A 21,485-nucleotide genomic window follows, 5' to 3' on the forward strand; every position below is an offset into this window, starting at 1 on the left:
TTTATTCTCTATGATAGGGGTGGTTTTGCAAAATAGTCCAAGAACGGTACAGTTGTTCAACTAATAATAACCTTGCAAGTGCATGAGGAAGCGTTAGACTTGATAAACGCCATAGCGCTTGGCAAGAGGCTTTCAGATCACTATCTAGACCATCAGCCCCGCCAATGATTAAATAAATATCTTTACCCATCTGTTGCCACTGCGCAAATTGCTCAGACATTTGCACTGTTGTTAAATCTTTACCACGCTCATCAAGGGCAATAACAAAACTATTTTTAGGGATTTGTTCCCGAATCTTAATAGCTTCTTTAGCTGGGCTTACATCCGGTTTAAGCTCTTTAATCAGAATAGGAGCTTCTTTGGGCATCCGTTTGACATAATCTTGGATTGCAATTTCAACCCATTGAGGCATTTTATGTCCAACAGCAATAACAAAGAGTTTCATTCATCATCCAGGTCATCACTAAAGTTCATTGGGCCGCTGGTGGGGCCTTTTTGTGCATTTAATTTAACTCTAACCGGTTTTCCACCCCACATACCTTCGAGTTGATAATAGGCACGAATCGCAGGTTGCAAAATATGGACAACGACATCGCCACAATCAACAAGTACCCATTCTCCGGTATCAAGACCTTCGATGGAAATCACTTCGCCACCTTTTTCTTTTACGCTGGTACTTACAGAAAATGCCAGAGCCCTCGTTTGACGATTGCTGTTGCCAGTAGTGATAATTACACGATCAAATAAATCGGTTAATTTTGAAGTGTCAAATACACGAATATCGACGGCTTTCACATCTTCTAATGCATCAATCACAGTACGTTGTAATTTTCTTAATTCCATGCGTAAAAATTTTTCCTGATCAATTAGTGGAGTCTTGCGGTTGATAAATATGGTGGAGTTGCGTGTAGTCTAACACTTGTGGGGATAAAGATTCGGCTAATTCAGAACGAGATGCTTGTTGGGTGAGTTGGGCACGCAATTCGGTAGAAGAAAGATCCACATGAAAATTTTCATCAAAAAAGACCTTTCCGTGCGGCGCTTGCCTCAAGTCGTTCACATTATCCGTAATCCTTTGATCAAATAGTTCAATCATTTCAACGATGGTTTGAGGATGGTCTGGATCAATATGAGCTTTTGTGACAGATGGGGAAAGCTTTCGACTTGCAACCGCTAGGTGGAGATAATCTGGCAGGTGTTGCCAATCATTCCACGTCGACATATTTTGATATGTATCTGCACCCATGAGCCAGACAATTGATTGATTGGCCCCATACAATTGCCTTAATTCTTTTGCAGTATCAATCGTATAGCTTGGACCTTGACGATCAAGCTCAATTCGGCTGACGCCAACGTGTGTTTTATTGTCAGTATCAAATAATAAAATTTTTAAATCTTCTACGGCGGCGAGAGTTAACTCATAACGCATTTTTGCTGAAGTGATATGGGTACTTTTTTGCCATGGTTGGCCAGCGGGTAACCATAATAGTTCATCGAGTCTGAGTAATTCAATAAAATTTTGCGCTAATTTGACATGACCCCAATGAGGTGGATCAAATGTGCCGCCAAAAATACCGATCATGTGTTGAGCCAATCACGTGGCTGCAGGAAAAAATCAGTGAGTTGATGTTCAGGGCTACCTGGCTGAATAGGGCGTTGATATTGCCACCTTGCAATTGGAGGCATTGACATTAAGATAGATTCTGCTCTACCACCAGATTGCAAACCAAAGTGAGTGCCACGGTCGTACACTAAATTAAATTCAGCGTATCTGCCGCGACGATATTCTTGAAATTCTTTTTCTGCTTCGGTGTAACTTTGATGTTGATTTTTTTTCGCAATCGGCAGATACGCATCCACAAATGATTTACCTACCGACTGTGTCAGAGCGAAACTTTTTTCAAACCCGAGTTCGCTGAAGTCATCAAAAAATATACCACCAATACCTCTTGGTTCTTGGCGATGTGGCAAGTAAAAATAAGTATCACAGTTCTTTTTAAAGAGCGGATAGTATTTTTCATCAAAAGTATCAAGAACGTTTTTACAGGTTTGGTGAAAATGTTGACAGTCTTCGAGATTGCCATAGTAAGGAGTTAGATCCATGCCGCCACCAAACCACCAGACGGGATCTATACCGTCTTTTTGTGCCACCAGGCATCGCACATTCATATGAACCGTTGGTACTTTGGGATTCCATGGATGAAAGACCAAAGAGACTCCCATCGCTTCAAAACTACCGCCTGCAATTTCAGGGCGCTGAGCAGTTGCAGATGGAGGTAGTTTTTTCCCGCTGACATGGGAAAAAGCAACACCAGCACGTTCAAAAAAATGGCCATTTTCAACAATCATCGTACGGCCATAACCTTGCAGAGGGCTATCAGCGGGTTTTTCCCACTCATCACTCAGAAAGGATTGACGCTCAAGTTCAGAGAACGATTGGGTAATATATTCTTGTAAATTCCAAAAGAAATGCTTGAGTTCAGTTACTTGTATAGACATTATTTCGTTTTTATCGCAAGGTGCCCAATATCAGTTCGATACTGAGAGCCATTAAATTGAATAGATTTTAAAGCCTCATAGGCACGAGTTTGAGCCCCCTTCACATTTCCGTCAAGACCTACAACACACAGAACTCGACCACCACTAGTGACTAGCTTACCATCTTTGAAGCTTGTGCCGGCATGAAACACGATGTGGTGCTCGCTTTCTTCGGGAATACCAGTAATTTCATCACCACTTCTTGGAGTATTAGGGTAGTTATGCGCTGCCATCACAACCCCCAGAGCCACCCTTGGATCCCACTGTAATTCGACTTGATCAAGTGTTTGGTTATCCGCATGCATTAAAACATCAACAAAATCACTTTTGAGTCTTGCCATAATCGGTTGCGTTTCAGGATCACCCATACGGCAATTAAACTCAAGCGTTTTAACTTCCTTATTGGGGCTAATCATCAGACCTGCATATAAGAAACCCGTAAACGGAATACCATCTTTAGCCATTCCTTCAACCGTAGGTTTAATAATTTGACGCAATACTTTGGCATGTAATTCTGGAGTGACCACAGGTGCCGGTGAATAAGCGCCCATGCCACCCGTATTGGGTCCTTGGTCATGATCTAAGAGGCGCTTATGATCTTGGCTAGTTGCCATCGGTAAAATATTTTTACCATCTACCATGACAATGAAACTGGCTTCTTCACCTGTTAAAAATTCTTCAATGACAACACGCGCGCCAGCATTGCCTAATTTATTGTCACTTAACATCATATCTACCGCCTGATGAGCCTCTTCTAGATTCATCGCAACAACAACCCCTTTACCCGCGGCTAAGCCATCCGCCTTGATGACGATAGGAGCACCTTTTTGATCGATGTATGCATGCGCTGCTAAAGCGTCATGAAAGGTTTCATAATCTGCCGTAGGAATCCCATGACGTTTCATGAACGCTTTTGCAAAATCCTTGGAAGACTCTAGTTGCGCAGCCTTTTGCGTGGGACCAAAAACTTTTAATCCTTTTGCACGAAAAACATCGACGATACCTTCAGATAATGGTTTTTCAGGACCGATGACGGTGTACGCAATTTTTTCAACTTCCGCAAATAGCGCAAGTTCTGCAATATCCGTAATTGGAATGTTGGTAATCCCATGAAGATGTTTTGATTCAAATGGAGTGCCACCATTTCCCGGGGCAACATAGACCATTTGTACCTTAGGTGATTGGGCAATTTTCCACGCTAGGGCATGTTCTCTGCCGCCAGATCCTACAACTAATATTTTCATATAAATCCTAATTATTCATCAAAACTTGCATTGGAGTAAACATTTTGGACATCATCTAAGTTTTCCAACGCATCTAATAATTTTTGCATGGTTGTAGCGGAGTCCACTAAGAGTTCTACTTCTGTTTCAGGGCGCATCGTGACTTCACCGAATTCAGGTTGAAGACCCTGGGCAATCAGAGCGTCTTTAATTGCAGAAAAATTGACAGGTGAAGTAATCACTTCTTTTGAAGCATCCTCATGCACGATGACATCATCTGCTCCAGCATCTAGAGCGGCATCCATTAGTTGATTTTCTTCAATATGAGGTGCGAACATGAGTTGACCACAATGCATGAAAAGATAAGAAACACAGCCATCAGTTCCTAAATTACCACCATTTTTTGAAAATGCATGACGAATTTCAGCCACAGTTCGTGTTTTATTGTCCGTCAAGCAGTCCACCATGACAGCAACACCTCCAGGACCATAACCCTCATAACGAATTTCTTCATAGTGGACCCCTTCCAGCGACCCCGTACCTTTTTGAATAGCTCTTGTCACATTCTCATTTGGCATATTGGCATCTTTTGCCTTATCGATAGCCAATCTTAAACGCGGGTTGTTATTAATATCGCCACCGCCCATCTTGGCAGCAACAGTTACTTCGCGGATGATTTTCGTCCAAACCTTCCCGCGCTTCTCGTCTTGTCGACCTTTACGATGTTGAATATTGGCCCATTTAGAATGACCGGCCATAGATTTCCTTTCAAATAAACTTTGTATGAATTGTGTAATATGTTAATTTTAGGCAATTTCTAAAGTAAAACCATAAAAGGAGATATTTCATGACAACAAACACAGTAAAAGCCATCCGAATGAGTAAAACAGGTGGAGCAGAAGTCCTTGAATATGTTGATGTTCAGCTAGGGGAGCCTGGTCCTGGTGAAGTGTTAGTGCGCCATCACGCTATTGGGGTTAATTTCTTAGACATTTACTTCAGAAATGGTTTATATCCCTCACCATTGCCTGCTGGAGTGGGTCAAGAAGGCGCGGGCGTCATTGAAAAAGTGGGACCTAATGTGACCCATGTAAAGGTTGGCGATCGTGTTGCCTATGCAGGTCGACCTGCAGGTTCTTACTCTCAGGCTCGAGTGATGCCTGCTGACATTATTGTGAAGTTGCCCGATGCCATTAGCTTTGAACAAGCTGCTGCAATGATGTTACAAGGTATGACAGTACAGTATCTACTCAACAGCACCTATAAAGTTCAAAAAGGTGACACCGTTTTATTTCACGCCATAGCAGGTGGCGTTGGAACGATTGCATGTCAATGGTTAAAAGCATTGGGTGCAACAGTCATTGGCACCGTTGGTAGTCCTGAAAAAGCAGCATTAGCAAAATCAATGGGTTGTGATCATACGATTTTGTATCGAGATGAAGACTTTGTGAAACGCGTCAGAGAAATTACTGATGGTAAAGGCGTACCAGTGGTCTATGACTCCATTGGTAAAGATACCTTCATGAAGTCACTGGATTGTTTATCACCACTTGGTACCATGGTGACTTTTGGAAATGCTTCTGGCCCTGTACCTCCTTTAGATCTCTCTATTTTGGCAGGGAAGGGCTCTATCAAGGTTACTCGCCCCACGTTGACAACATACGTGCTCAATCGTGCTCTTTTAGAGCCAATGGTGGCAGATTTATTCCAAAGGGTCATGAGTGGGCAGGTGAAGATTGAAATCACCCATCGTTATCCATTAGAGCAAGCTGCGCAGGCACAGCGTGATATGGAAGAACGTAAAACCACTGGATCCATCATTCTCATACCTTAAAGTTGTTCAAAAATCCACCCTAGCCACTGGGGTGGATCAATGAAAAAGGGGGTTTTGAGCATCGTCATATTGCTCTTAACCCCTTGAACGTGTCATAATAGTCAACTTTTATGCCGCGGTGGTGAAATTGGTAGACACAGGAGACTCAAAATCTCCCGCCTAATAAGTGTGTCGGTTCGAGTCCGACCCGCGGCACCAATCCTAAAAGATAACTTTCCACAAATTATTTAAGCTTTACTAATAAAGATGTAGTGGTGTATTAAATGTTAATATTTTCCTATATTCAATTTTTAGGGTTACGACATGCAAAGACCAGCTTATCCAGTTGATGAAATTGCAAGACTGAAAGATTTATTAAGTCATGAACTTCTAGATACATCACCTGATGAGTTTTTAGATTCGGTAACCCATTTAGCGCAAAATGTTTTTCATGTCAAAACCGTTTTAATTTCATTGATTGATGCCAATCGACAATGGTTCAAGTCTCGTCAAGGACTTGATGCGACTTAAACCCCTAGAGATATTTCATTTTGTGGACATGTGATTTTACAAAACGATATATTTGAAATTTCTGATGCCTTAGAGGATCAACGTTTTGCTGATAATCCATTGGTAACAGGCAATCCACTAATTCGTTTTTACGTAGGGATCCCAATAAAAAGTGCTAGAGGAAATAACTTAGGCACCCTTTGTTTGATTGATGATCATCCAAGAACATTGACTCAAGAAGAAAGAGGCTTTTTAGTTGCTTTCAAAAATATCATACAGACTTACATGATTAATCAACATCAAAATAAAACCTTTCAGTTGATTATGGACTCTGTTCAAGAAGGAATTATTGTTCATGATCGTAGCGGTAGAATTGTCTTTATTAATCCAGCGGCCCATGATTTACTGGGCGATTCTTTGATGTCTCTATTTGGACAATCTAGCTGGAGTCATGGTAAAGAATTGTCACAAGACCCAGCTTCAAGTATGACTGATATCAATGAAATTATGACCGCCATGCATCATGAGGTTTTACCTTATGAAGGACAAACTGTATTAACTAAAGCAGATGGTCAACAAGTTCAAATATATTTTCAGATTGAGCCTCTTATTCGAGGAGGTGTGATGACAAATACAATTCTTGTTTTACAAGCCAATTAAATAACATCTCTAATTTTTTTAATTGAGGTATCTAAACGTTATATTTAATAACTAAATTTTGTATTTATTATTAAATACATAACTTGATTGATTGATTTTAACGAGATTTTCATAATTTTGTTACTTTTTGTCATTAGCATTTAAATTCTCAACATAAGGAGAATTTATGAGCGCTTCGGCAAAAAGTCATCATAGTGGTCACGACGAAGTAATGCGTCCTAATTTGGATGCAAAACCGAACATGATTACGGCAATTATTTTTATTGGTTTACTCGTTGCTGGTTTGTTGTACTCAGCTTATAGTATTTCTAATGACGTCACAGCAACCAATCATGGCGTTCCAGTGACTAATTGGGTGCCCTTTCTTTTATTAGGCGTTGCTCTTTTAATTGCTCTTGGTTTTGAGTTTGTGAATGGATTTCACGACACTGCAAACGCGGTGGCAACAGTGATTTATACCAATGCATTACCTGCCAATTTTGCGGTTATTTGGTCAGGTTTCTTTAACTTCTTAGGTGTACTTGTTTCAAGTGGCGCTGTGGCGTTCGGTATTATTTCCTTATTACCGGTAGAGTTAATTCTGCAAGTTGGCTCTTCTTCGGGATTTGCAATGGTATTTGCCTTGTTAATCGCTGCAATTATTTGGAATCTTGGAACTTGGTGGTTAGGCTTACCAGCGTCTTCCTCACACACACTTATTGGTTCAATTATTGGTGTTGGTGTGGCAAATGCACTCATGCACGGTCGTGATGCAACAAGTGGTGTCGATTGGGCACAAGCTTCAAAAGTTGGTTACTCATTATTACTCTCACCATTAATTGGTTTTTGTGCGGCAGCACTTTTGTTATATGCAATGAAGGTTGTGGTGAAGAACAAAGATTTATTTACAGAGCCTAAAAAAGGTAAGGCTCCGCCTGCATGGATTCGTGGCTTGCTTATCTTGACTTGTACAGGTGTGTCATTTGCTCACGGTTCAAATGACGGTCAAAAAGGTATGGGTTTAATCATGCTGATCTTAATTGGTTGTGTTCCGACTGCTTATGCTCTAAATTCTGCAATGACACAAGATCAATCTGCTGCATTCGTTGCTTTGTCAGAAAAAACGTCCACAAAATTAGCGAATATTCTGCCAGCAGCAGGCTCTGCTAGGGTTGAAAGTCGTGAAGTTCTCTCAGAATATGTCCGTACAAAAGAGATGAATCCAAATGTTATTCCTGCACTTGGTGAAATGGCGGGGAATATTGGTAAGCAAGTAAAAGACAGTGGTTCTATTGCTGGTTTGCCAACGGATTCTGTTTCTAACGTCAGAAATGATATGTACTTAGCATCTGAGACGATTAAGATTTTAGAAAAGAAAAAAGAATTAGCTAATTTAGATAAAGATCTTGTTGGCGATTTAAAAGCATTTAAATCCAATACAGATACCGCAACAAAATTCATTCCAACTTGGGTGAAGGTTGCTGTGGCGATTGCTCTTGGACTGGGTACGATGGTTGGTTGGAAGCGTATCGTTGTAACCGTTGGTGAAAAGATTGGTAAGACGCATTTAACTTACGGTCAGGGCGCCTCAGCTGAGTTAGTTGCTATGACTACCATCTTTGCAGCTGACCACTATGGTTTACCTGTCTCGACGACGCAAGTTTTATCTTCAGGCGTTGCTGGGACGATGGTTGCAAATGGCTCTGGAATGCAGGCAAGTACGATTCGTAGCTTAGCCTTAGCTTGGATCTTAACCCTCCCTGTAGCGATGTGTTTATCCGCATCACTCTTCTTCCTGTTTAGTCAAATTTTTTAATAGATTCAATTTTTTCTTAAAAGCCGCCTTCGGGCGGTTTTTTTATGATGACAATCTACTAAAAATATCAACTTTGAAATAATTGTTTAATCAAATTACCTTATAAAAGAAGTAGTAGTTCATTAAAAAAATCAGAGAGGAAAAATCATGTCACATGCACAAGATGCAGCAACCATTAGCGATGAGAAACACGAATTAGATTATGTTGCTAAAAAATATAATTGTTCAGTAGAACAAGTTAAGCAAGCAAAGAAAGATGCTGGAACAAATGAGCGTCAAGCCGTTTATGCTGCTTTGGAAAAGATTTTAGGTAAATAAAGCTCTGTGCGAGGGATGGTCTAAATATCATAACTCGCATTTTCCTCATCAGACTGTCCACGATTTTGTAACGCTTGATCAACTAGTTTTTTGTTGAGGCTTGGGGCAAAAATCTCAATAAACGTGTAGGTATATGATCTGAGATATGCATCTTGTTTGATTGCAATTCGAGTCGTATTGGTACCAAATAGATGGCCAGCAGGTAGCATTTCAAGTGCGGTATCACGCTGGGCATCATAAGCAAGAGCGGAAACAATGCCAACCCCCAAACCATTTTCGACGTAGGTTTTAATGACGTCAGCATCGATAGCTTCAAGAACAACATCAGGATGTAATTTTTTCTTGGAAAAAGCCTCATTAATTTTGGGGCGACCTGCAAAGGCAAGATCATAGGTAATGATGGGGTATTCAACCAAATCTTCCAGCGCTAAAGGTTTTTTGGCTAAAAGAGGGTGACCATGGGGAACTACTACGGCATGTTGCCATTGATAGCCGGGTAAAGAAACCAGTTGAGGATGATCCGATAAACCCTCAGTAGCGATCGCAATATCTGCTTGATTAGTTAACACTAACTGCGCCAAATGTTCAGGACTTCCTTGTTGGATACTGACCCTAACTTTAGGAAAACGCTTTCTAAATTCAGCGATGACCTGCGGTAGGGAGTATCTTGCCTGAGTATGGGTTGTAGCAATCACAAAATTACCCTGATCGGTTGCGGCGTACTCTGAACCAATTTTTTTTAGGTTTTCAATTTCCCCGAGGATTTTTTCGATGCAAATGAGGACTTTTTTGCCAGGTTCGGTCAGGTCTCTAATACGTTTGCCATGCCGACGAAAAATATCCACACCCAGTTCATCCTCAAGTTCCAAGATGGCCTTTGAAACCCCTGGTTGAGAAGTAAAGAGAGCTTTTGCTGCATCGGTTAGATTGAAGTTCTGGCGAACAGCCTCACGGACAAAGCGAAACTGATGAATATTCATTGGAAATATCCTTTATATCAAAAACAATATAATAAAACGATTTTTTATTATTTGTAAATCTTATTTGAACAATGGAAAATGACTTTCTTGGAAATAACTTCTAAAAGAATAAATCACGCATCATTTTTGTAAGTGTTTGCTTACATTTAAGATTGTTTTTAATGAAAGATTGCAATGTATCAATACGATGAGATTGACCAGGCATTAGTAGATGCCCGTGTTGATGAGTTTAGAAATCAAGTCGAACGTCGATTAGATGGTTCTCTACCAGAAGAAGAGTTCCGTCCACTTCGCTTACAAAATGGTTTATATCTTCAACGCCACGCATATATGTTGCGAGTAGCGATTCCTTATGGGATCTTAAGTTCAAGACAACTTGAGCAATTGGCGATGATTGCTAATCGCTACGACCGTGGATATGGGCATTTCACTACTCGTCAAAATATTCAATTTAATTGGCTTAAGTTAGAAGAAAGTCCCGAAATCCTGGCCTATCTAGCTAAAGTTCAGATGCATGCTATTCAGACGTCAGGCAATGTTGTACGTAATATTACGAGTGATCCATTTGCGGGAGTTGCTCATGATGAGCAGGTTGATCCAAGACCCATCTGTGAATTACTCCGTCAATGGTCAACCTTACATCCTGAGTTTGCCTTCTTACCCAGAAAATTTAAGATTGCCATTAATGGTGCAACCTATGACCGTGCGGTGATCATGGCTCATGACGTTGGTCTGCTTCTTAAAAAAGATGAGCACCAAAAAATGACAGTTGATATATATGCAGGCGGTGGCATGGGGCGAACCCCGCTGTTAGCCAGTTTAGTTAAAAGTGATTTGCCATGGCAGCAATTGCCCAGTTATTTAAACGCATTATTGCGTGTTTATAACCGCTATGGTCGTAGAGATAATTTGTATAAAGCTAGAATTAAAATACTCGTAAAAGCATTAGGTGCCACGCAATTTTCCAAAGAAGTAGAAGATCAATGGATAGTGAGTCGTGATCGAAGTGCAGATTTTACAGATTCAGAATTAGCGCGTGTAGCGAAGAGTTTTACAAAACCAGCATATAAGAGTTTGAGTAATCAAACCCGTGAAAATATGATTCATCAATCCTCAGCTACGGCACAAAAAGCATTTTCAAAATGGTTAGAACGCAATACAAAAGAGCATCAAGTTTCAGGATATATCAGTGTGGTGGTAAGTTTAAAAAATCATCAAGGAAGTGCGCCAGGTGATGCAACATCTGAGCAAATGATGGCGGTAGCAAAGTTGGCTCAAGAATTTAGTTTTTCAGAGATTCGGGTAACCCATGAGCAAAACTTAGTACTGGCAGATGTTGAACAAAGTAGGCTTTTTGCGTTGTATCAAGAATTAACTCAGCACAGCTTGGCCAGATCCAATATTGGTCTGCTCACAGATATGATTGTTTGTCCTGGTGGTGATTTCTGTTCCCTTGCGAATGCAAAATCGTTGCCGATTGCGGCAGCTATTGCAGAGCAATACGACAATTTAGATTACTTATATGACTTAGGTAATTTAAGTATCAATATCTCTGGATGTATTAATTCTTGCGGGCATCATCATGTTGCCAATATTGGTATTTTGGGTGTGGATAAAGATGGTACCGAGTGGTATCAAATCACACTTGGCGGAGATCAAGGGAATGATACGGCGATTGGTAAGGTCATTGGACCCTCATTTAGTGCAGAACAAATCCCATCGGTGATTGCTCAAATCATTGAAGTATTTGAGCAGCATCGATTAGCGCAGGAAGCATTTATTGAAACCTATCAAAGAATTGGTATGGAGCCCTTTAAAGAATTTGTATATCAAAAGGCTGAAAGGGATGTTGAACATGTCTAAATATATAGAATATCCAAAGAGTACCGAGCCAACAATTGGCAAAAATGCCTGGGTTGTTTCGAAAGATGAGAGCCTAGCAATTGAATCTTTACCAGAAGGTAGGGTGATTGTTTCTTTTACCTATTGGAAAGAGCATCAAGCATCTTTGAAAGCGAAAGTGGATCGTAAAGAAGTGGGTATATTTTTTACAGTCGATGATGATATTGTTCAAGAAAGTGAAGTGATTCAATCTGCTATGTCAGCATGGGGTGTAATTGCTATTGATTTTCCAATCTTTAGAGATGGTCGAGGATTTAGTACTGCAGCGATATTGCGTGAGCAGTTTCATTGGGAACATGAACTGAGAGCCATTGGTGATGTCTTGATTGACCAATTAGTTCAAATGGCCAGAGTAGGATTTGATGCCTTTGTTCTGCGCGAAGATCAGAGTCTTGAGACAGCCCTCATTCAATTAAAACGATTCCCCGTCAAAATGCAAAACGATTGGCGAAGTCAAAGAACCATCTTACAAGGAGTTGCCGCTTGAAACCTCAACTATGGACTATTCCAGAATCACATGTGACTTTAGCTCAAGTGGACCACTTGTTCGAAAGATTAGTTACACGCCTCAAACAAATTGCAGATAAATATCAAGATGTACGTTTTGCAACGAGTTTAGCTGCAGAGGATATGGTGATTACCGATGCGATTGCTAAAGAAAATATCCGTATTCAACTTTTTACCTTGAATACGGGTAGGTTGCATCAATCCACTCTTGATATGCATCAATTGGTACAAGAACACTATAAGATCCATATCCAAGCTATAGAACCCAATTCAGAACTAGTGAAGCAATTTGTTCTTGAGCGCGGACTTAACGGCTTTTATCATTCTGAAGATGCGAAAAAAAAATGCTGTGATATCAGAAAAGTTCAGCCCTTGCAAAAGGCTTTGCAAGGGGCAGATGCCTGGTTAACAGGACAACGCCGTGAACAAGCGGTGACACGTGCGCAATTAGAATTTGAAGAACAAGATCAGGCTCGTGGGATAACTAAATTTAATCCTATTTTTGATTTTTCTGAAAAAGAAATATGGGCCTATTTACAAAAACGTCAGGTGCCGATTCATGCCTTACATCTGCAAGGTTATCCAAGTATCGGCTGTGAGCCCTGCACCAGAGCAATTAAACAAAATGAAGATATACGAGCTGGTCGTTGGTGGTGGTTACAACAAGATAGTAAAGAGTGTGGTTTGCACGTTGCAGAGAGTGTAGAAAAATGACAACAACCAATATTCAAAATCAACATTTAGATTATTTAGAAGCGGAATCCATTTATATCATTCGTGAAGTGGTTGCCCAGTGTAGTCGTCCTGCATTACTATTTTCTGGGGGTAAAGATTCTATAGTGATGTTTCATTTAGCTAGAAAAGCATTTTGGTTTGGTGGTCGGAATATTCAACTGCCATTTCCACTCTTGCATGTGGATACCGGACATAACTATTCTGAAGTCATTGAGTTTCGCGATGAAATCGTCAAGCAAACTAATGCCCAATTGATTATTGCGCATGTTGAAGATTCGATTCGACGCGGTAGTGTGAAATTAAAGAATCCTCTAGACTCAAGGAATGCTGCGCAGGCAGTAACCTTACTCGAAGCGATTGAAGAACACGAGTTTGACGCTCTCATGGGTGGGGCAAGACGTGATGAAGAAAAAGCACGTGCAAAAGAACGAATTTTTTCATTTCGTGATGAATTTGGTCAATGGGATCCTAAAGCGCAGCGACCCGAGTTATGGAATTTATATAATGCGCGCACATCTAAAGGTGAGAACATGCGTGTCTTTCCGATCTCGAACTGGACAGAGCTCGATGTATGGCAATATGTCGCGCGCGAGAAATTAGCATTGCCATCCATTTACTATACCCATCAACGTGAAATCGTCCGAAAAGGAAAACTCCTTGTTCCTGTTACTTCCTTAACGCCTAAAAAGGAAGCTGATGTGAGTGAGGTGATTTCGGTTCGGTTTAGAACCGTTGGTGATATTAGTTGTACCTGCCCAGTAGAAAGTGAAGCACAAAATCCTGAAGATATTATTGCCGAGACGGTGATTGCTGAAGTGACCGAAAGAGGTGCTACTAGAATGGATGATCAAACCAGCGAAGCGTCGATGGAACGTCGTAAAAAAGAGGGGTATTTCTAATGCAAACAGGATTATTGCGTTTCATTACAGCTGGAAGTGTTGATGATGGTAAAAGTACCTTAATTGGACGACTTTTATTTGATACAAAAGCAGTCCTAACCGATCAGTTGGCAGCTCTTGGTAAAACTAAGTATGCCCGTGTTACCTCAAGTGATGCTGCAGTTGATTTAGCTTTATTGACAGATGGTTTAGAGGCTGAGCGTGAGCAAGGGATTACGATTGATGTTGCCTATCGTTACTTCGCCACTGCAAAACGTAAATTTATAGTTGCAGATGCCCCAGGTCATGAACAGTACACACGAAATTTGGTTACGGGAGCTTCTCAAGCGGATGCTGCAGTTATCTTAGTCGATATTAGTCGACTCGATTTAACGAGTCCAAAGCTTCAATTGCTTGCGCAAACGATTCGGCATAGTGCGATATTGAAGCTATTGGGTATAAGTCATTTGATCTTTGCAGTTAATAAAATGGATTTATATGAATTTTCACAATCTCATTTTGAAAAAGTAAGTGCTGCGATTCATGAACTTGTTGAACAGCTTCATTTACCAGATGTGACGATTATTCCAATTGCAGCATTATTGGGGGATAACGTGGTCGATCCAAGTAAAAGGACTCCTTGGTATCAGGGGCCAACCTTATTGGCTTGTTTAGAGCAGTTAGAGTTCACACCTCAGCTAAAACATCAAAAAAGTGATTTACGCTTTCCTGTGCAACTAGTTGCTAGACAAGATGGCAGTAGGAGTGAAGATTACCGTGGATATTTAGGACGTATTGAAGCTGGCATGATTACAGTTGGTCAAGAAATCAGGATTGAGCCTGCGGCTATCTTTGCCAAAGTGAAAACCATTCACCTTGCTCATCACACTATGCATCATTCGAATGATAATTCAGTTTTACAAGCGCATGCTGGGCAAGTGGTTGCTATTGAACTCGATAGAGATTGTGATGTTTCTCGTGGTGATATGATCCTTGATGCAAACAATCATGAAGTGCTGATCACCAAACAAGTACTGGCAGATATTTGTTGGTTAAACCGTGAGCCTTTATCGCTGCAACGAAAATATATTTTGCGTCAAACAACGAATCAAGTAGTTGCCAAGATAAAGTCGATTGATCACGTATTTGATGTGAGTACAGTAACCAATATGCAACATCAAGATTTGATTCAAATGAACGATATTGGGCGGATTCAGATTCATTTGCAAAAGAATATTGTGGCGGATAAGTTTGATGATTCTTTGAGTACAGGTGCATTTATTCTGATTGATGAAGTCAGCAATCATACAGTTGCGGCAGGCATGATTCGTGAAGGTGGCATTCATTCATGAGTCTTATCTTAGGTAAAGTATATTTAATAGGTGCTGGACCAGGCGCTCAGGATTTAATGACACTTCGAGGTGCGAAATTACTTTCTCAAGCACAAATTGTTTTTTATGATGCCTTGGTTGATCCTGAGATGCTTTTGCTTTGTCCACAAGCCAAGTTAGTTGCAGTCGGCAAGCGTTGCGGAAAACTTTCCACAGCGCAAAAATTTATTGATAAACAATTAGTGGATGCAGCAAAAAAATATGAGCATATCGTCCGACTAAAAGGTGGCGATCCCATGATTTTTGGACGAGCGGATGAAGAGATTGTGGCACTACAAGATAACGGTATTGCTTTTGAAGTAGTACCGGGTATTACCAGTGCACTAGCGGCAGCAGCGAGTGTGCAAAGCTCATTAACTTTACGTGGAATTTCCCGAAGTGTTGCATTTGTGACGCTTGCAAAAGCGGATCAAACGACAGCCCTCCAAGAAGTCCCCAATGCTGATACCCTTATTTATTACATGGGACGAAAAGATGGACAGCGTATTGCGAGCCAGCTGATCCAAGCAGGAAGATCGATCGATACTCCCGTTGTCGTTGTTGAGTCCATTAGTACAGCAAAAGAAAGAAAGTTATTTTTGAGCCTGAGAGGTCTCCAGGAAGGTCTTTTAGATGAGTGGTCTAATCCAGATGCGCCAGCAATCTTGATGATAGGCGATGCCTTTTCTAGAGTCAACGCACAACAAAGCTTACTAGGTGATTTGCGCCATAGTGAAGTGGATGATCGATTGCAAAACTTCATCGCTCTCACCAACAGCCGGAGAAGTGCTTAAGTTGATTTCCGGAAATTGCTCGCGACATTGATCTAAGATAACAGGTAAGTCTTTACGCAGGTGACCGCCTTGTCCAAAAAAAACTGGGATCACCACCACATCAACCAAACCCATTGCGCAGTACTCAGCAATTGCCTCTGGTAAAGAAGGGGACATTAATTCTAAAAAAGCCACTTTTGCTTGAATATCAGGCGATTGAGAAGTCCAGAGATGAGCCAGGCGATCAAAAGGTTCGCGCCATCTGATATCCCTTGCGCCATGACCAAAAAAAATAACAGCTTTCATTTTCTAGAAACCCATATAAGTGCGATGATCGCCATCATTAAATAAACCCCAAGAGGAAGAATGGCTGTCATTAGTGGAGGCCAAGAGCCCAACAGTCCGATGTGTGAGAACAGGGTATTAAATAAAATAAAGCTCATCCCCAAAATAATCCCACCAAAAACTTTTAAGCTAATACCACCAGACCGAGCATGTAAATAACCAAATGGCAAAGCGAGGCAGAGCATGACGAGGATCGTAAAGGGGTAGACCAGTTTTTTCCACAGAGCCAATTGATAGGTTTTACTATCTTGTTTATTGTCATCAAGGTGATCAATAAAACGATTGAGATTGAAGATTGACATTCTTTCCGGAGAAATTAAAAGAACAGCGAGGATATCTGGAGTTACTTCTGATTGAAGACGTTGTAATGCAAAGCTGGTGCTAACTGAGCGATATTGAGTATCTAAAGGATTTTTTTGTGGTTGTTCGATGACGCGAGTTTCAGTAACCTTAGATAAGTTCCAAAATCCTCTTTCATCATAACTGCCGGATTGAGCCTCACGAATCACTTGAAGATAACGATTTTCATCAAACTCATACATGCGGATTGCAGAAATTTCTCCACGATTTTTGATGCTACCCACATTGACAAACCGAATACCTGGTTTTTTAGGACCATCACCATCAGGATCTGATAGTTTATCTTTAATCCAAGTACCTGTCTTTAGCGTATTTCCTAAAGCCTCATTTAACGCATTTGAGCGCATTTCTTCTGCTTTGGTATCGCAATAGGGGCCAACCCATTCACTCAACATAAAGGTGCAGATAATGATAGGCACACCAATTTTAAAAAGAGTCCATAAGCCTTTTGAGGTATTGAGACCTGCCATACGAAGAATTGTAAATTCGGACTGACTTGCCATTTGGGCAAAAACATAAATCGCACCAATTAAACCAGCCATGGGAATAAGTTCTACTAAACGACTTGGGGACTTTAATAGAATATGAATAAATGCAAGATAGTTCGTGTAATTGCCACGCAGATTATTGACTTCATTCAAGTAATCAAAAAAGATAAAGAGTGCAATTAAGGCAAACAAAATAAAAAAGAAATTAGTATAGATTTGGCGCGCCAAATACTTTTCGTAGATTTTTGGAAAGAGTAAAAACATTACAGTTTGTATCCACCAGGAATCTGCCGCTTCCTCCAGCTGATGGCTGGGTTAATGCGATGTTGCACTAAGAAAAACGCAATCAAAATAGCAAACAGATGGATTGGCCAAAAAGCCTTCATAAAGGATTCTTTACCATCAGAGACCAATGTTTGCGAAATATTTAAAAGGTTGCTATAAATTAAATAGGTAAATACGGCATAAATCAGATTGATGTAATTACCCCTGCGAGGGTTCACATAAGCAAGAGGAACAGCAATAAGCACAAGTCCAAACGCCATTAATGGTAGTCCTATGCGCCACAATATTTCACCCATGGCGATTGGGTTAGGGTTTTCTAACAGAAATAAACTAGTGGATTCCTTAGGGCTGTAATTAAGTGGTTTAGGAGCTTTTTTTTCAATATCAACCGTATAGCCTTCAAATTCTAAGATTTTGAAATCACCTTTATTTGGCTCTCCCTCATATCTCTTGCCATTTTCAATTTGTATCTGCTTAATACCATTGTCTAAAAAATTAATTTTTCCAGACTCTGCCATGGCGATTGTCAAGCGAGCATTTTTATGATCAGCAACAAAAATATTATGAATTTTGTTCGTTGCGGCATCGATATTTTCAATAAAAAAAACTCGGCTGGAATTCACGGATTCAAAAAATTGACCCGGAATCAACATGGCCGTTTCATCGCGCCCCTTAAATTTTTGAGTGATTTCAGAAGTTTTAGCGTTGGTCCAGGGCCAAACAAAAATTGCCATGACCGCAATGATGGTAATCCAAGGGCTTGCGAAACGCAAAACAGGACCATAGAGCATTCTTAAATTCAGTCCACTGGCATACCAGACCACCATTTCTGAGTCTTTATGCCAACGAATTAAAACCATCATAGTTGCCACAAACAACGAAACCGACAGAATGACTGCAATGTAACCAATCACAGCTAACATAATGAGGATAACAACATCTTTCGGATTAATTGAGCCAGTTGCGGCATACCCTAGAATACGAATCACAAGGGTAGTCATCATAATGGTCATGAGCACAAGAAAGACAGCACCTGTAGTGTAGGATAGTTCTTTCCTGAGAGATTGTTCAAAAATCATTTTTTTATAGTTAGATGGATAATAGAGATATTCATAACATGAGGTAGGCAAAGCACGATGCAAACAAAATTTATAACCAAAGTTTTCCCTGAAGATCAAAATCGTATAACTGCACAATTATCTTCTTCAGTTGACTGTATCATTTTACCCCTTTGCCAAATGAAAGAGGCGGCAAAGTCAGTCTTGCCAAAATCCTTAGCAGGAATTGATAAATTACTTGATGGAGCCTTGAGTGCGCCCATTAAAAATAAAGATTTTTCAGGAAAAGTAGGTGAGACTTTGATGATTCACCAAAATAGTTCATGGAAGGGTAAGGGAATACATGCGCAACGTATCCTGATTGTGGGTTTAGGTGAACATACGCAATTATCGGAAAAAACGTCTGAAAGTAAATTACTAGCCGAATACACAAAAGCAACACGCTCGGCATTAAGAGTAATTATCTCTTCGAATTCTCAAACTGTACTTTGGTTGTTAGATCAAGAGATTGATCAGCAAAAAGATCACGTATATAGCCAAATCATTCGTCAGACCATTAGTTTGAGCGAAGAAGCTTGTTATCGTTTTGGTGTTCGGTTCAAACAATTCAAGACCAAGCCTGAAGATATTGCCGTGACATTAAAGTCCGTGGCTTTTGCAACAACGACTCAATTTGAAAAGTCACTGAAAGAAATCATTCGAGTTGGAGTGGCCGTTGCACAGGGTATGAGCTTGGCAAAGGATCTCGGTAATTTACCTCCCAATATTTGCAACCCTAGCTATTTAGCTAAAACGGCGCAAACGATTAGTAAAGATCATGCGTTAAAAGTTCAAATCTTAGAGCGTAAGGATATGGAACAATTGGGTATGGGGGCATTTTTGGCGGTGACTCAAGGTTCCGACTCTCCGCCAAAATTTATCATCATGCACCACCAAGGTGGTCTGGCTAAAGAGGCGCCCATTGTGATTGTTGGTAAGGGGATTACATTCGATACGGGCGGTATTTCTTTAAAGCCCGGTGAAGGCATGGACGAGATGAAATACGACATGTGTGGTGCCGCTTCAGTATTAGGCACGATGCAAGCTGTTGCGCAAATGCGCCTCAAGAAAAATGTCATTGGCGTCATTCCGACCTGTGAAAACATGCCATCAGGTAAAGCCACTCGACCTGGGGATATTGTTGTGACCATGTCGGGTCAAACGGTTGAGATTTTAAATACAGACGCTGAAGGTCGATTGATTTTATGTGATGCGCTGACCTACGTGGAGCGCTTTAAACCAAAAGCAGTCATTGACATTGCAACACTTACTGGAGCGTGTGTGATTGCTTTGGGTGGGGTACATACTGGTCTATTTAGTAAAAATGATGATTTGGTAAAAGATCTTTTAGAAGCTGGCCAACGTTCTTTGGATACCGCTTGGCATATGCCATTAGATGACGCATACCAAGACTTATTAAAATCTAATTTCGCGGACATGGCGAATATTGGCGGTAGACCTGCAGGAAGCGTTACAGCTGCATGTTACTTATCCAGATTTACACATGCTTACCCATGGGCGCATTTAGACATTGCAGGAACAGCTTGGAAAAGTGGGGCTGCAAAAGGTGCCACTGGTAGACCGGTGCCATTGTTGACAGAATATTTGATGAAGGTGAAATAAGCACGTGGCTCGAGTTGATTTTCATAGTCAAGTTGGTGATAAGTTAACTTATACGTGCCGGCTCGTGCGAAAAATATGTTCACTTGCCACGGAAGCTGAGCCAATAAAAAAAATAGTTATTGTTGGTTCATCAGCGGACATTGAACAACTCAATCAAATGCTTTGGAGTTTTAGTGCGGAAGAGTTTTTGCCGCACTGTTTAATCGATGACGAATCTGCAGAATTCACCCCAATTCTATTAGCAACCGTCTATGATGAATCGGAATTTCAGAACATCCCGCATCAAGATGTTTTCATTCATTTGGGACAAGATTTTTTAGAAGATATTGAAAAAATTACTGATCGTTTTGCTCGAGTGATTGAAGTCGTATCCCTTGCAGAGCATGAAGTGTTGGCTGGTAGGCAACGCTATAAACAATATCGATCGATGGGTGTAGAACTCTTCAATCATGATCAAAAGGGAGCCAAGTGATTCATCCTCAATTTGATCCTGTAGCACTTCAGATAGGTCCAATTGCAGTGCATTGGTATGGGCTGATGTACCTTTTAGCATTTATACAATATTTATTGCTAGGACGTTTACGAGTTGCTCAACCTCATATCAAGGCTCAGGGTTTTGTCAAAGAAGATTTAGAAGATCTTTTGTTTTATGCTGTTTTAGGTGTTATTTTAGGTGGTCGATTGGGGTATTGTTTGTTTTACATGCCAGGCCATTATTTAAGTCATCCTTTAGATATTTTCAAAGTATGGCAGGGCGGAATGGCATTTCATGGTGGATTTTTAGGAGTCATTGCCGCAATTGCTTGGTTTTCTAGAAAGCGTCAGATTCCATTTTTTCATGTGGCCGATATGATTGCGCCTTTAGTACCTTTTGGGATTGCATTTGGCCGAATCGGTAACTTTATTAATGGCGAACTTTGGGGACGACCAACAGATGTTGCTTGGGGTATGATTTTTCCACAAGCAGGAGATCAATTGGTACGACACCCATCACAGTTATATGAGTTTGCTGGTGAGGGAATATTGCTTGGGATCATTCTGTGGTTATACGCAAGACATCCTCGTAGAAGTGGGCAAACATCCGGTGTTTTTATGATTGGTTATGGCGTCTTTCGTTTTTTAGCAGAATTTACACGTGAACCAGATCGTTTTTTAGGAACCCTATCTTTTGGATTGTCGATGGGGCAATGGTTATCCCTTCCCATGATTCTTTTGGGAGCTTATTTGCTACTTCGATCAAAAAAAGACAAATAAGTTACTGATTTATATTAGTATATTCGATTAG

24 protein-coding genes and 1 tRNA gene are annotated in these 21,485 nt (G+C 40.6%); 15 read left to right on the forward strand and 10 right to left on the reverse strand.

The features are described from left to right. Position 1: 1 nt before the first annotated feature. The 6 genes from rlmH to QMN06_RS02785 are packed head-to-tail and all read right to left on the reverse strand — an operon-like array spanning position 2 to position 4,519. Positions 2–445, reverse strand: coding sequence for a 23S rRNA (pseudouridine(1915)-N(3))-methyltransferase RlmH (gene rlmH, locus QMN06_RS02760; RefSeq protein ID WP_281971003.1), 444 nt, complete (start codon positions 443–445; stop codon positions 2–4). Next, positions 442–843 (reverse strand): ribosome silencing factor, encoded by a 402-nt coding sequence (gene rsfS / locus QMN06_RS02765; RefSeq protein ID WP_281971004.1) that lies wholly within the window; start codon positions 841–843, stop codon positions 442–444. Before rsfS ends, rlmH begins: the two co-directional genes overlap by 4 nt. Before the next feature lie 19 nt (positions 844–862). Continuing rightward, complete coding sequence (gene nadD / locus QMN06_RS02770) at positions 863–1,582, reverse strand: nicotinate (nicotinamide) nucleotide adenylyltransferase (protein WP_281971005.1); 720 nt, start codon at positions 1,580–1,582, stop codon at positions 863–865. Continuing rightward, the gene (gene hemF / locus QMN06_RS02775) at positions 1,579–2,499 is read right to left on the reverse strand and encodes an oxygen-dependent coproporphyrinogen oxidase (protein ID WP_281971006.1); all 921 of its coding nucleotides are present in this window, start codon (positions 2,497–2,499) and stop codon (positions 1,579–1,581) included. Before hemF ends, nadD begins: the two co-directional genes overlap by 4 nt. Beyond that, complete coding sequence (gene purD / locus QMN06_RS02780) at positions 2,499–3,782, reverse strand: phosphoribosylamine--glycine ligase (RefSeq protein WP_281971007.1); 1,284 nt, start codon at positions 3,780–3,782, stop codon at positions 2,499–2,501. Before purD ends, hemF begins: the two co-directional genes overlap by 1 nt. An 11-nt stretch (positions 3,783–3,793) precedes the next feature. After that, the gene (locus QMN06_RS02785; protein ID WP_281971009.1) at positions 3,794–4,519 is read right to left on the reverse strand and encodes a YebC/PmpR family DNA-binding transcriptional regulator; all 726 of its coding nucleotides are present in this window, start codon (positions 4,517–4,519) and stop codon (positions 3,794–3,796) included. A gap of 89 nt (positions 4,520–4,608) precedes the next feature. On the opposite strand from QMN06_RS02785, the gene QMN06_RS02790 reads away from it, so the two are divergent. The 6 genes from QMN06_RS02790 to QMN06_RS02815 all read left to right on the forward strand — a co-directional run bounded on the left by QMN06_RS02790 (position 4,609) and on the right by QMN06_RS02815 (position 8,857). Further along, a complete protein-coding gene (locus tag QMN06_RS02790) occupies positions 4,609–5,595 on the forward strand; it encodes a quinone oxidoreductase (RefSeq protein ID WP_281971011.1) in 987 nt (328 codons plus the stop codon). Positions 5,596–5,707: 112 nt separating this feature from the next. Further along, positions 5,708–5,793: transfer RNA gene (locus QMN06_RS02795), tRNA-Leu, on the forward strand. A 105-nt stretch (positions 5,794–5,898) separates the two neighbouring features. Beyond that, on the forward strand, positions 5,899–6,105 hold the full coding sequence (locus QMN06_RS02800; protein WP_281971012.1) for a hypothetical protein: 207 nt from the start codon (positions 5,899–5,901) through the stop codon (positions 6,103–6,105). A 12-nt stretch (positions 6,106–6,117) separates the two neighbouring features. Continuing rightward, on the forward strand, positions 6,118–6,744 hold the full coding sequence (locus tag QMN06_RS02805) for a GAF domain-containing protein (protein WP_281971706.1): 627 nt from the start codon (positions 6,118–6,120) through the stop codon (positions 6,742–6,744). Positions 6,745–6,955: 211 nt separating this feature from the next. Continuing rightward, positions 6,956–8,539 (forward strand): inorganic phosphate transporter, encoded by a 1,584-nt coding sequence (locus QMN06_RS02810; protein WP_281971707.1) that lies wholly within the window; start codon positions 6,956–6,958, stop codon positions 8,537–8,539. A gap of 147 nt (positions 8,540–8,686) precedes the next feature. After that, positions 8,687–8,857 carry a DUF3606 domain-containing protein gene (locus QMN06_RS02815; RefSeq protein ID WP_281971013.1) on the forward strand — a complete coding sequence of 57 codons (171 nt, stop codon included), beginning with the start codon at positions 8,687–8,689 and terminating at the stop codon, positions 8,855–8,857. A 20-nt stretch (positions 8,858–8,877) separates the two neighbouring features. Here the strand turns inward: QMN06_RS02815 and QMN06_RS02820 are convergent, their stop codons facing one another. Then, positions 8,878–9,837 carry a CysB family HTH-type transcriptional regulator gene (locus QMN06_RS02820; RefSeq protein ID WP_281971014.1) on the reverse strand — a complete coding sequence of 320 codons (960 nt, stop codon included), beginning with the start codon at positions 9,835–9,837 and terminating at the stop codon, positions 8,878–8,880. A 174-nt stretch (positions 9,838–10,011) separates the two neighbouring features. Between QMN06_RS02820 and QMN06_RS02825 the strand changes: the two genes are divergently transcribed. From QMN06_RS02825 to cobA, 6 genes are read left to right on the forward strand one after another with little or no spacing between them, the layout of a single operon-like run. Continuing rightward, on the forward strand, positions 10,012–11,700 hold the full coding sequence (locus QMN06_RS02825) for a nitrite/sulfite reductase (RefSeq protein WP_281971015.1): 1,689 nt from the start codon (positions 10,012–10,014) through the stop codon (positions 11,698–11,700). After that, the gene (locus QMN06_RS02830) at positions 11,693–12,226 is read left to right on the forward strand and encodes a DUF934 domain-containing protein (protein ID WP_281971016.1); all 534 of its coding nucleotides are present in this window, start codon (positions 11,693–11,695) and stop codon (positions 12,224–12,226) included. The genes QMN06_RS02825 and QMN06_RS02830 overlap by 8 nt, the downstream gene beginning before the upstream one ends. 17 nt (positions 12,227–12,243) lie before the next feature. Then, complete coding sequence (locus QMN06_RS02835) at positions 12,244–12,960, forward strand: phosphoadenylyl-sulfate reductase (protein WP_281971708.1); 717 nt, start codon at positions 12,244–12,246, stop codon at positions 12,958–12,960. Continuing rightward, positions 12,957–13,880, forward strand: a complete 924-nt coding sequence (gene cysD / locus QMN06_RS02840; protein WP_281971017.1) for a sulfate adenylyltransferase subunit CysD — start codon at positions 12,957–12,959, stop codon at positions 13,878–13,880. The genes QMN06_RS02835 and cysD overlap by 4 nt, the downstream gene beginning before the upstream one ends. Further along, the gene (locus tag QMN06_RS02845; RefSeq protein WP_281971018.1) at positions 13,880–15,211 is read left to right on the forward strand and encodes a GTP-binding protein; all 1,332 of its coding nucleotides are present in this window, start codon (positions 13,880–13,882) and stop codon (positions 15,209–15,211) included. The genes cysD and QMN06_RS02845 overlap by 1 nt, the downstream gene beginning before the upstream one ends. After that, positions 15,208–16,023, forward strand: a complete 816-nt coding sequence (gene cobA, locus QMN06_RS02850; protein WP_281971019.1) for a uroporphyrinogen-III C-methyltransferase — start codon at positions 15,208–15,210, stop codon at positions 16,021–16,023. Before QMN06_RS02845 ends, cobA begins: the two co-directional genes overlap by 4 nt. Here the strand turns inward: cobA and QMN06_RS02855 are convergent. From QMN06_RS02855 to lptF, 3 genes are read right to left on the reverse strand one after another with little or no spacing between them, the layout of a single operon-like run. After that, complete coding sequence (locus QMN06_RS02855; RefSeq protein WP_281971020.1) at positions 15,943–16,308, reverse strand: CbiX/SirB N-terminal domain-containing protein; 366 nt, start codon at positions 16,306–16,308, stop codon at positions 15,943–15,945. The genes cobA and QMN06_RS02855 overlap by 81 nt on opposite strands. Further along, positions 16,305–17,459: an LPS export ABC transporter permease LptG gene (lptG, locus tag QMN06_RS02860; protein ID WP_281971021.1), complete on the reverse strand. Its 1,155-nt coding sequence runs from the start codon at positions 17,457–17,459 to the stop codon at positions 16,305–16,307. Before lptG ends, QMN06_RS02855 begins: the two co-directional genes overlap by 4 nt. After that, positions 17,459–18,559 carry an LPS export ABC transporter permease LptF gene (gene lptF, locus QMN06_RS02865; RefSeq protein WP_281971022.1) on the reverse strand — a complete coding sequence of 367 codons (1,101 nt, stop codon included), beginning with the start codon at positions 18,557–18,559 and terminating at the stop codon, positions 17,459–17,461. Before lptF ends, lptG begins: the two co-directional genes overlap by 1 nt. Positions 18,560–18,616: 57 nt before the next feature. Between lptF and QMN06_RS02870 the strand changes: the two genes are divergently transcribed. From QMN06_RS02870 to lgt, 3 genes are read left to right on the forward strand one after another with little or no spacing between them, the layout of a single operon-like run. Beyond that, positions 18,617–20,200, forward strand: coding sequence for a leucyl aminopeptidase (locus QMN06_RS02870; RefSeq protein ID WP_281971023.1), 1,584 nt, complete (start codon positions 18,617–18,619; stop codon positions 20,198–20,200). 4 nt (positions 20,201–20,204) lie between these two features. Further along, entirely contained in the window at positions 20,205–20,672 is a 468-nt protein-coding gene (locus QMN06_RS02875; protein ID WP_281971024.1) for a DNA polymerase III subunit chi, read from the forward strand. Further along, positions 20,669–21,454 (forward strand): prolipoprotein diacylglyceryl transferase, encoded by a 786-nt coding sequence (lgt, locus tag QMN06_RS02880; RefSeq protein WP_281971025.1) that lies wholly within the window; start codon positions 20,669–20,671, stop codon positions 21,452–21,454. Before QMN06_RS02875 ends, lgt begins: the two co-directional genes overlap by 4 nt. Positions 21,455–21,485: the final 31 nt, after the last annotated feature.

The sequence above is a fragment of the Polynucleobacter sp. SHI8 genome, assembly GCF_027944005.1.
In the GTDB taxonomy this organism is placed as follows: domain Bacteria; phylum Pseudomonadota; class Gammaproteobacteria; order Burkholderiales; family Burkholderiaceae; genus Polynucleobacter.

Coding starts and splice junctions, on each gene's coding strand:
- rlmH (WP_281971003.1), bottom strand. CDS start 445: ATGAAACTCTTTGTTATTGCTGTTGGACATAAAATGCCTCAATGGGTT.
- rsfS (WP_281971004.1), bottom strand. CDS start 843: ATGGAATTAAGAAAATTACAACGTACTGTGATTGATGCATTAGAAGAT.
- nadD (WP_281971005.1), bottom strand. CDS start 1,582: ATGATCGGTATTTTTGGCGGCACATTTGATCCACCTCATTGGGGTCAT.
- hemF (WP_281971006.1), bottom strand. CDS start 2,499: ATGTCTATACAAGTAACTGAACTCAAGCATTTCTTTTGGAATTTACAA.
- purD (WP_281971007.1), bottom strand. CDS start 3,782: ATGAAAATATTAGTTGTAGGATCTGGCGGCAGAGAACATGCCCTAGCG.
- QMN06_RS02785 (WP_281971009.1), bottom strand. CDS start 4,519: ATGGCCGGTCATTCTAAATGGGCCAATATTCAACATCGTAAAGGTCGA.
- QMN06_RS02790 (WP_281971011.1), top strand. CDS start 4,609: ATGACAACAAACACAGTAAAAGCCATCCGAATGAGTAAAACAGGTGGA.
- QMN06_RS02800 (WP_281971012.1), top strand. CDS start 5,899: ATGCAAAGACCAGCTTATCCAGTTGATGAAATTGCAAGACTGAAAGAT.
- QMN06_RS02810 (WP_281971707.1), top strand. CDS start 6,956: ATGCGTCCTAATTTGGATGCAAAACCGAACATGATTACGGCAATTATT.
- QMN06_RS02815 (WP_281971013.1), top strand. CDS start 8,687: ATGTCACATGCACAAGATGCAGCAACCATTAGCGATGAGAAACACGAA.
- QMN06_RS02820 (WP_281971014.1), bottom strand. CDS start 9,837: ATGAATATTCATCAGTTTCGCTTTGTCCGTGAGGCTGTTCGCCAGAAC.
- QMN06_RS02825 (WP_281971015.1), top strand. CDS start 10,012: ATGTATCAATACGATGAGATTGACCAGGCATTAGTAGATGCCCGTGTT.
- QMN06_RS02830 (WP_281971016.1), top strand. CDS start 11,693: ATGTCTAAATATATAGAATATCCAAAGAGTACCGAGCCAACAATTGGC.
- cysD (WP_281971017.1), top strand. CDS start 12,957: ATGACAACAACCAATATTCAAAATCAACATTTAGATTATTTAGAAGCG.
- QMN06_RS02845 (WP_281971018.1), top strand. CDS start 13,880: ATGCAAACAGGATTATTGCGTTTCATTACAGCTGGAAGTGTTGATGAT.
- cobA (WP_281971019.1), top strand. CDS start 15,208: ATGAGTCTTATCTTAGGTAAAGTATATTTAATAGGTGCTGGACCAGGC.
- QMN06_RS02855 (WP_281971020.1), bottom strand. CDS start 16,308: ATGAAAGCTGTTATTTTTTTTGGTCATGGCGCAAGGGATATCAGATGG.
- lptG (WP_281971021.1), bottom strand. CDS start 17,459: ATGTTTTTACTCTTTCCAAAAATCTACGAAAAGTATTTGGCGCGCCAA.
- lptF (WP_281971022.1), bottom strand. CDS start 18,559: ATGATTTTTGAACAATCTCTCAGGAAAGAACTATCCTACACTACAGGT.
- QMN06_RS02870 (WP_281971023.1), top strand. CDS start 18,617: ATGCAAACAAAATTTATAACCAAAGTTTTCCCTGAAGATCAAAATCGT.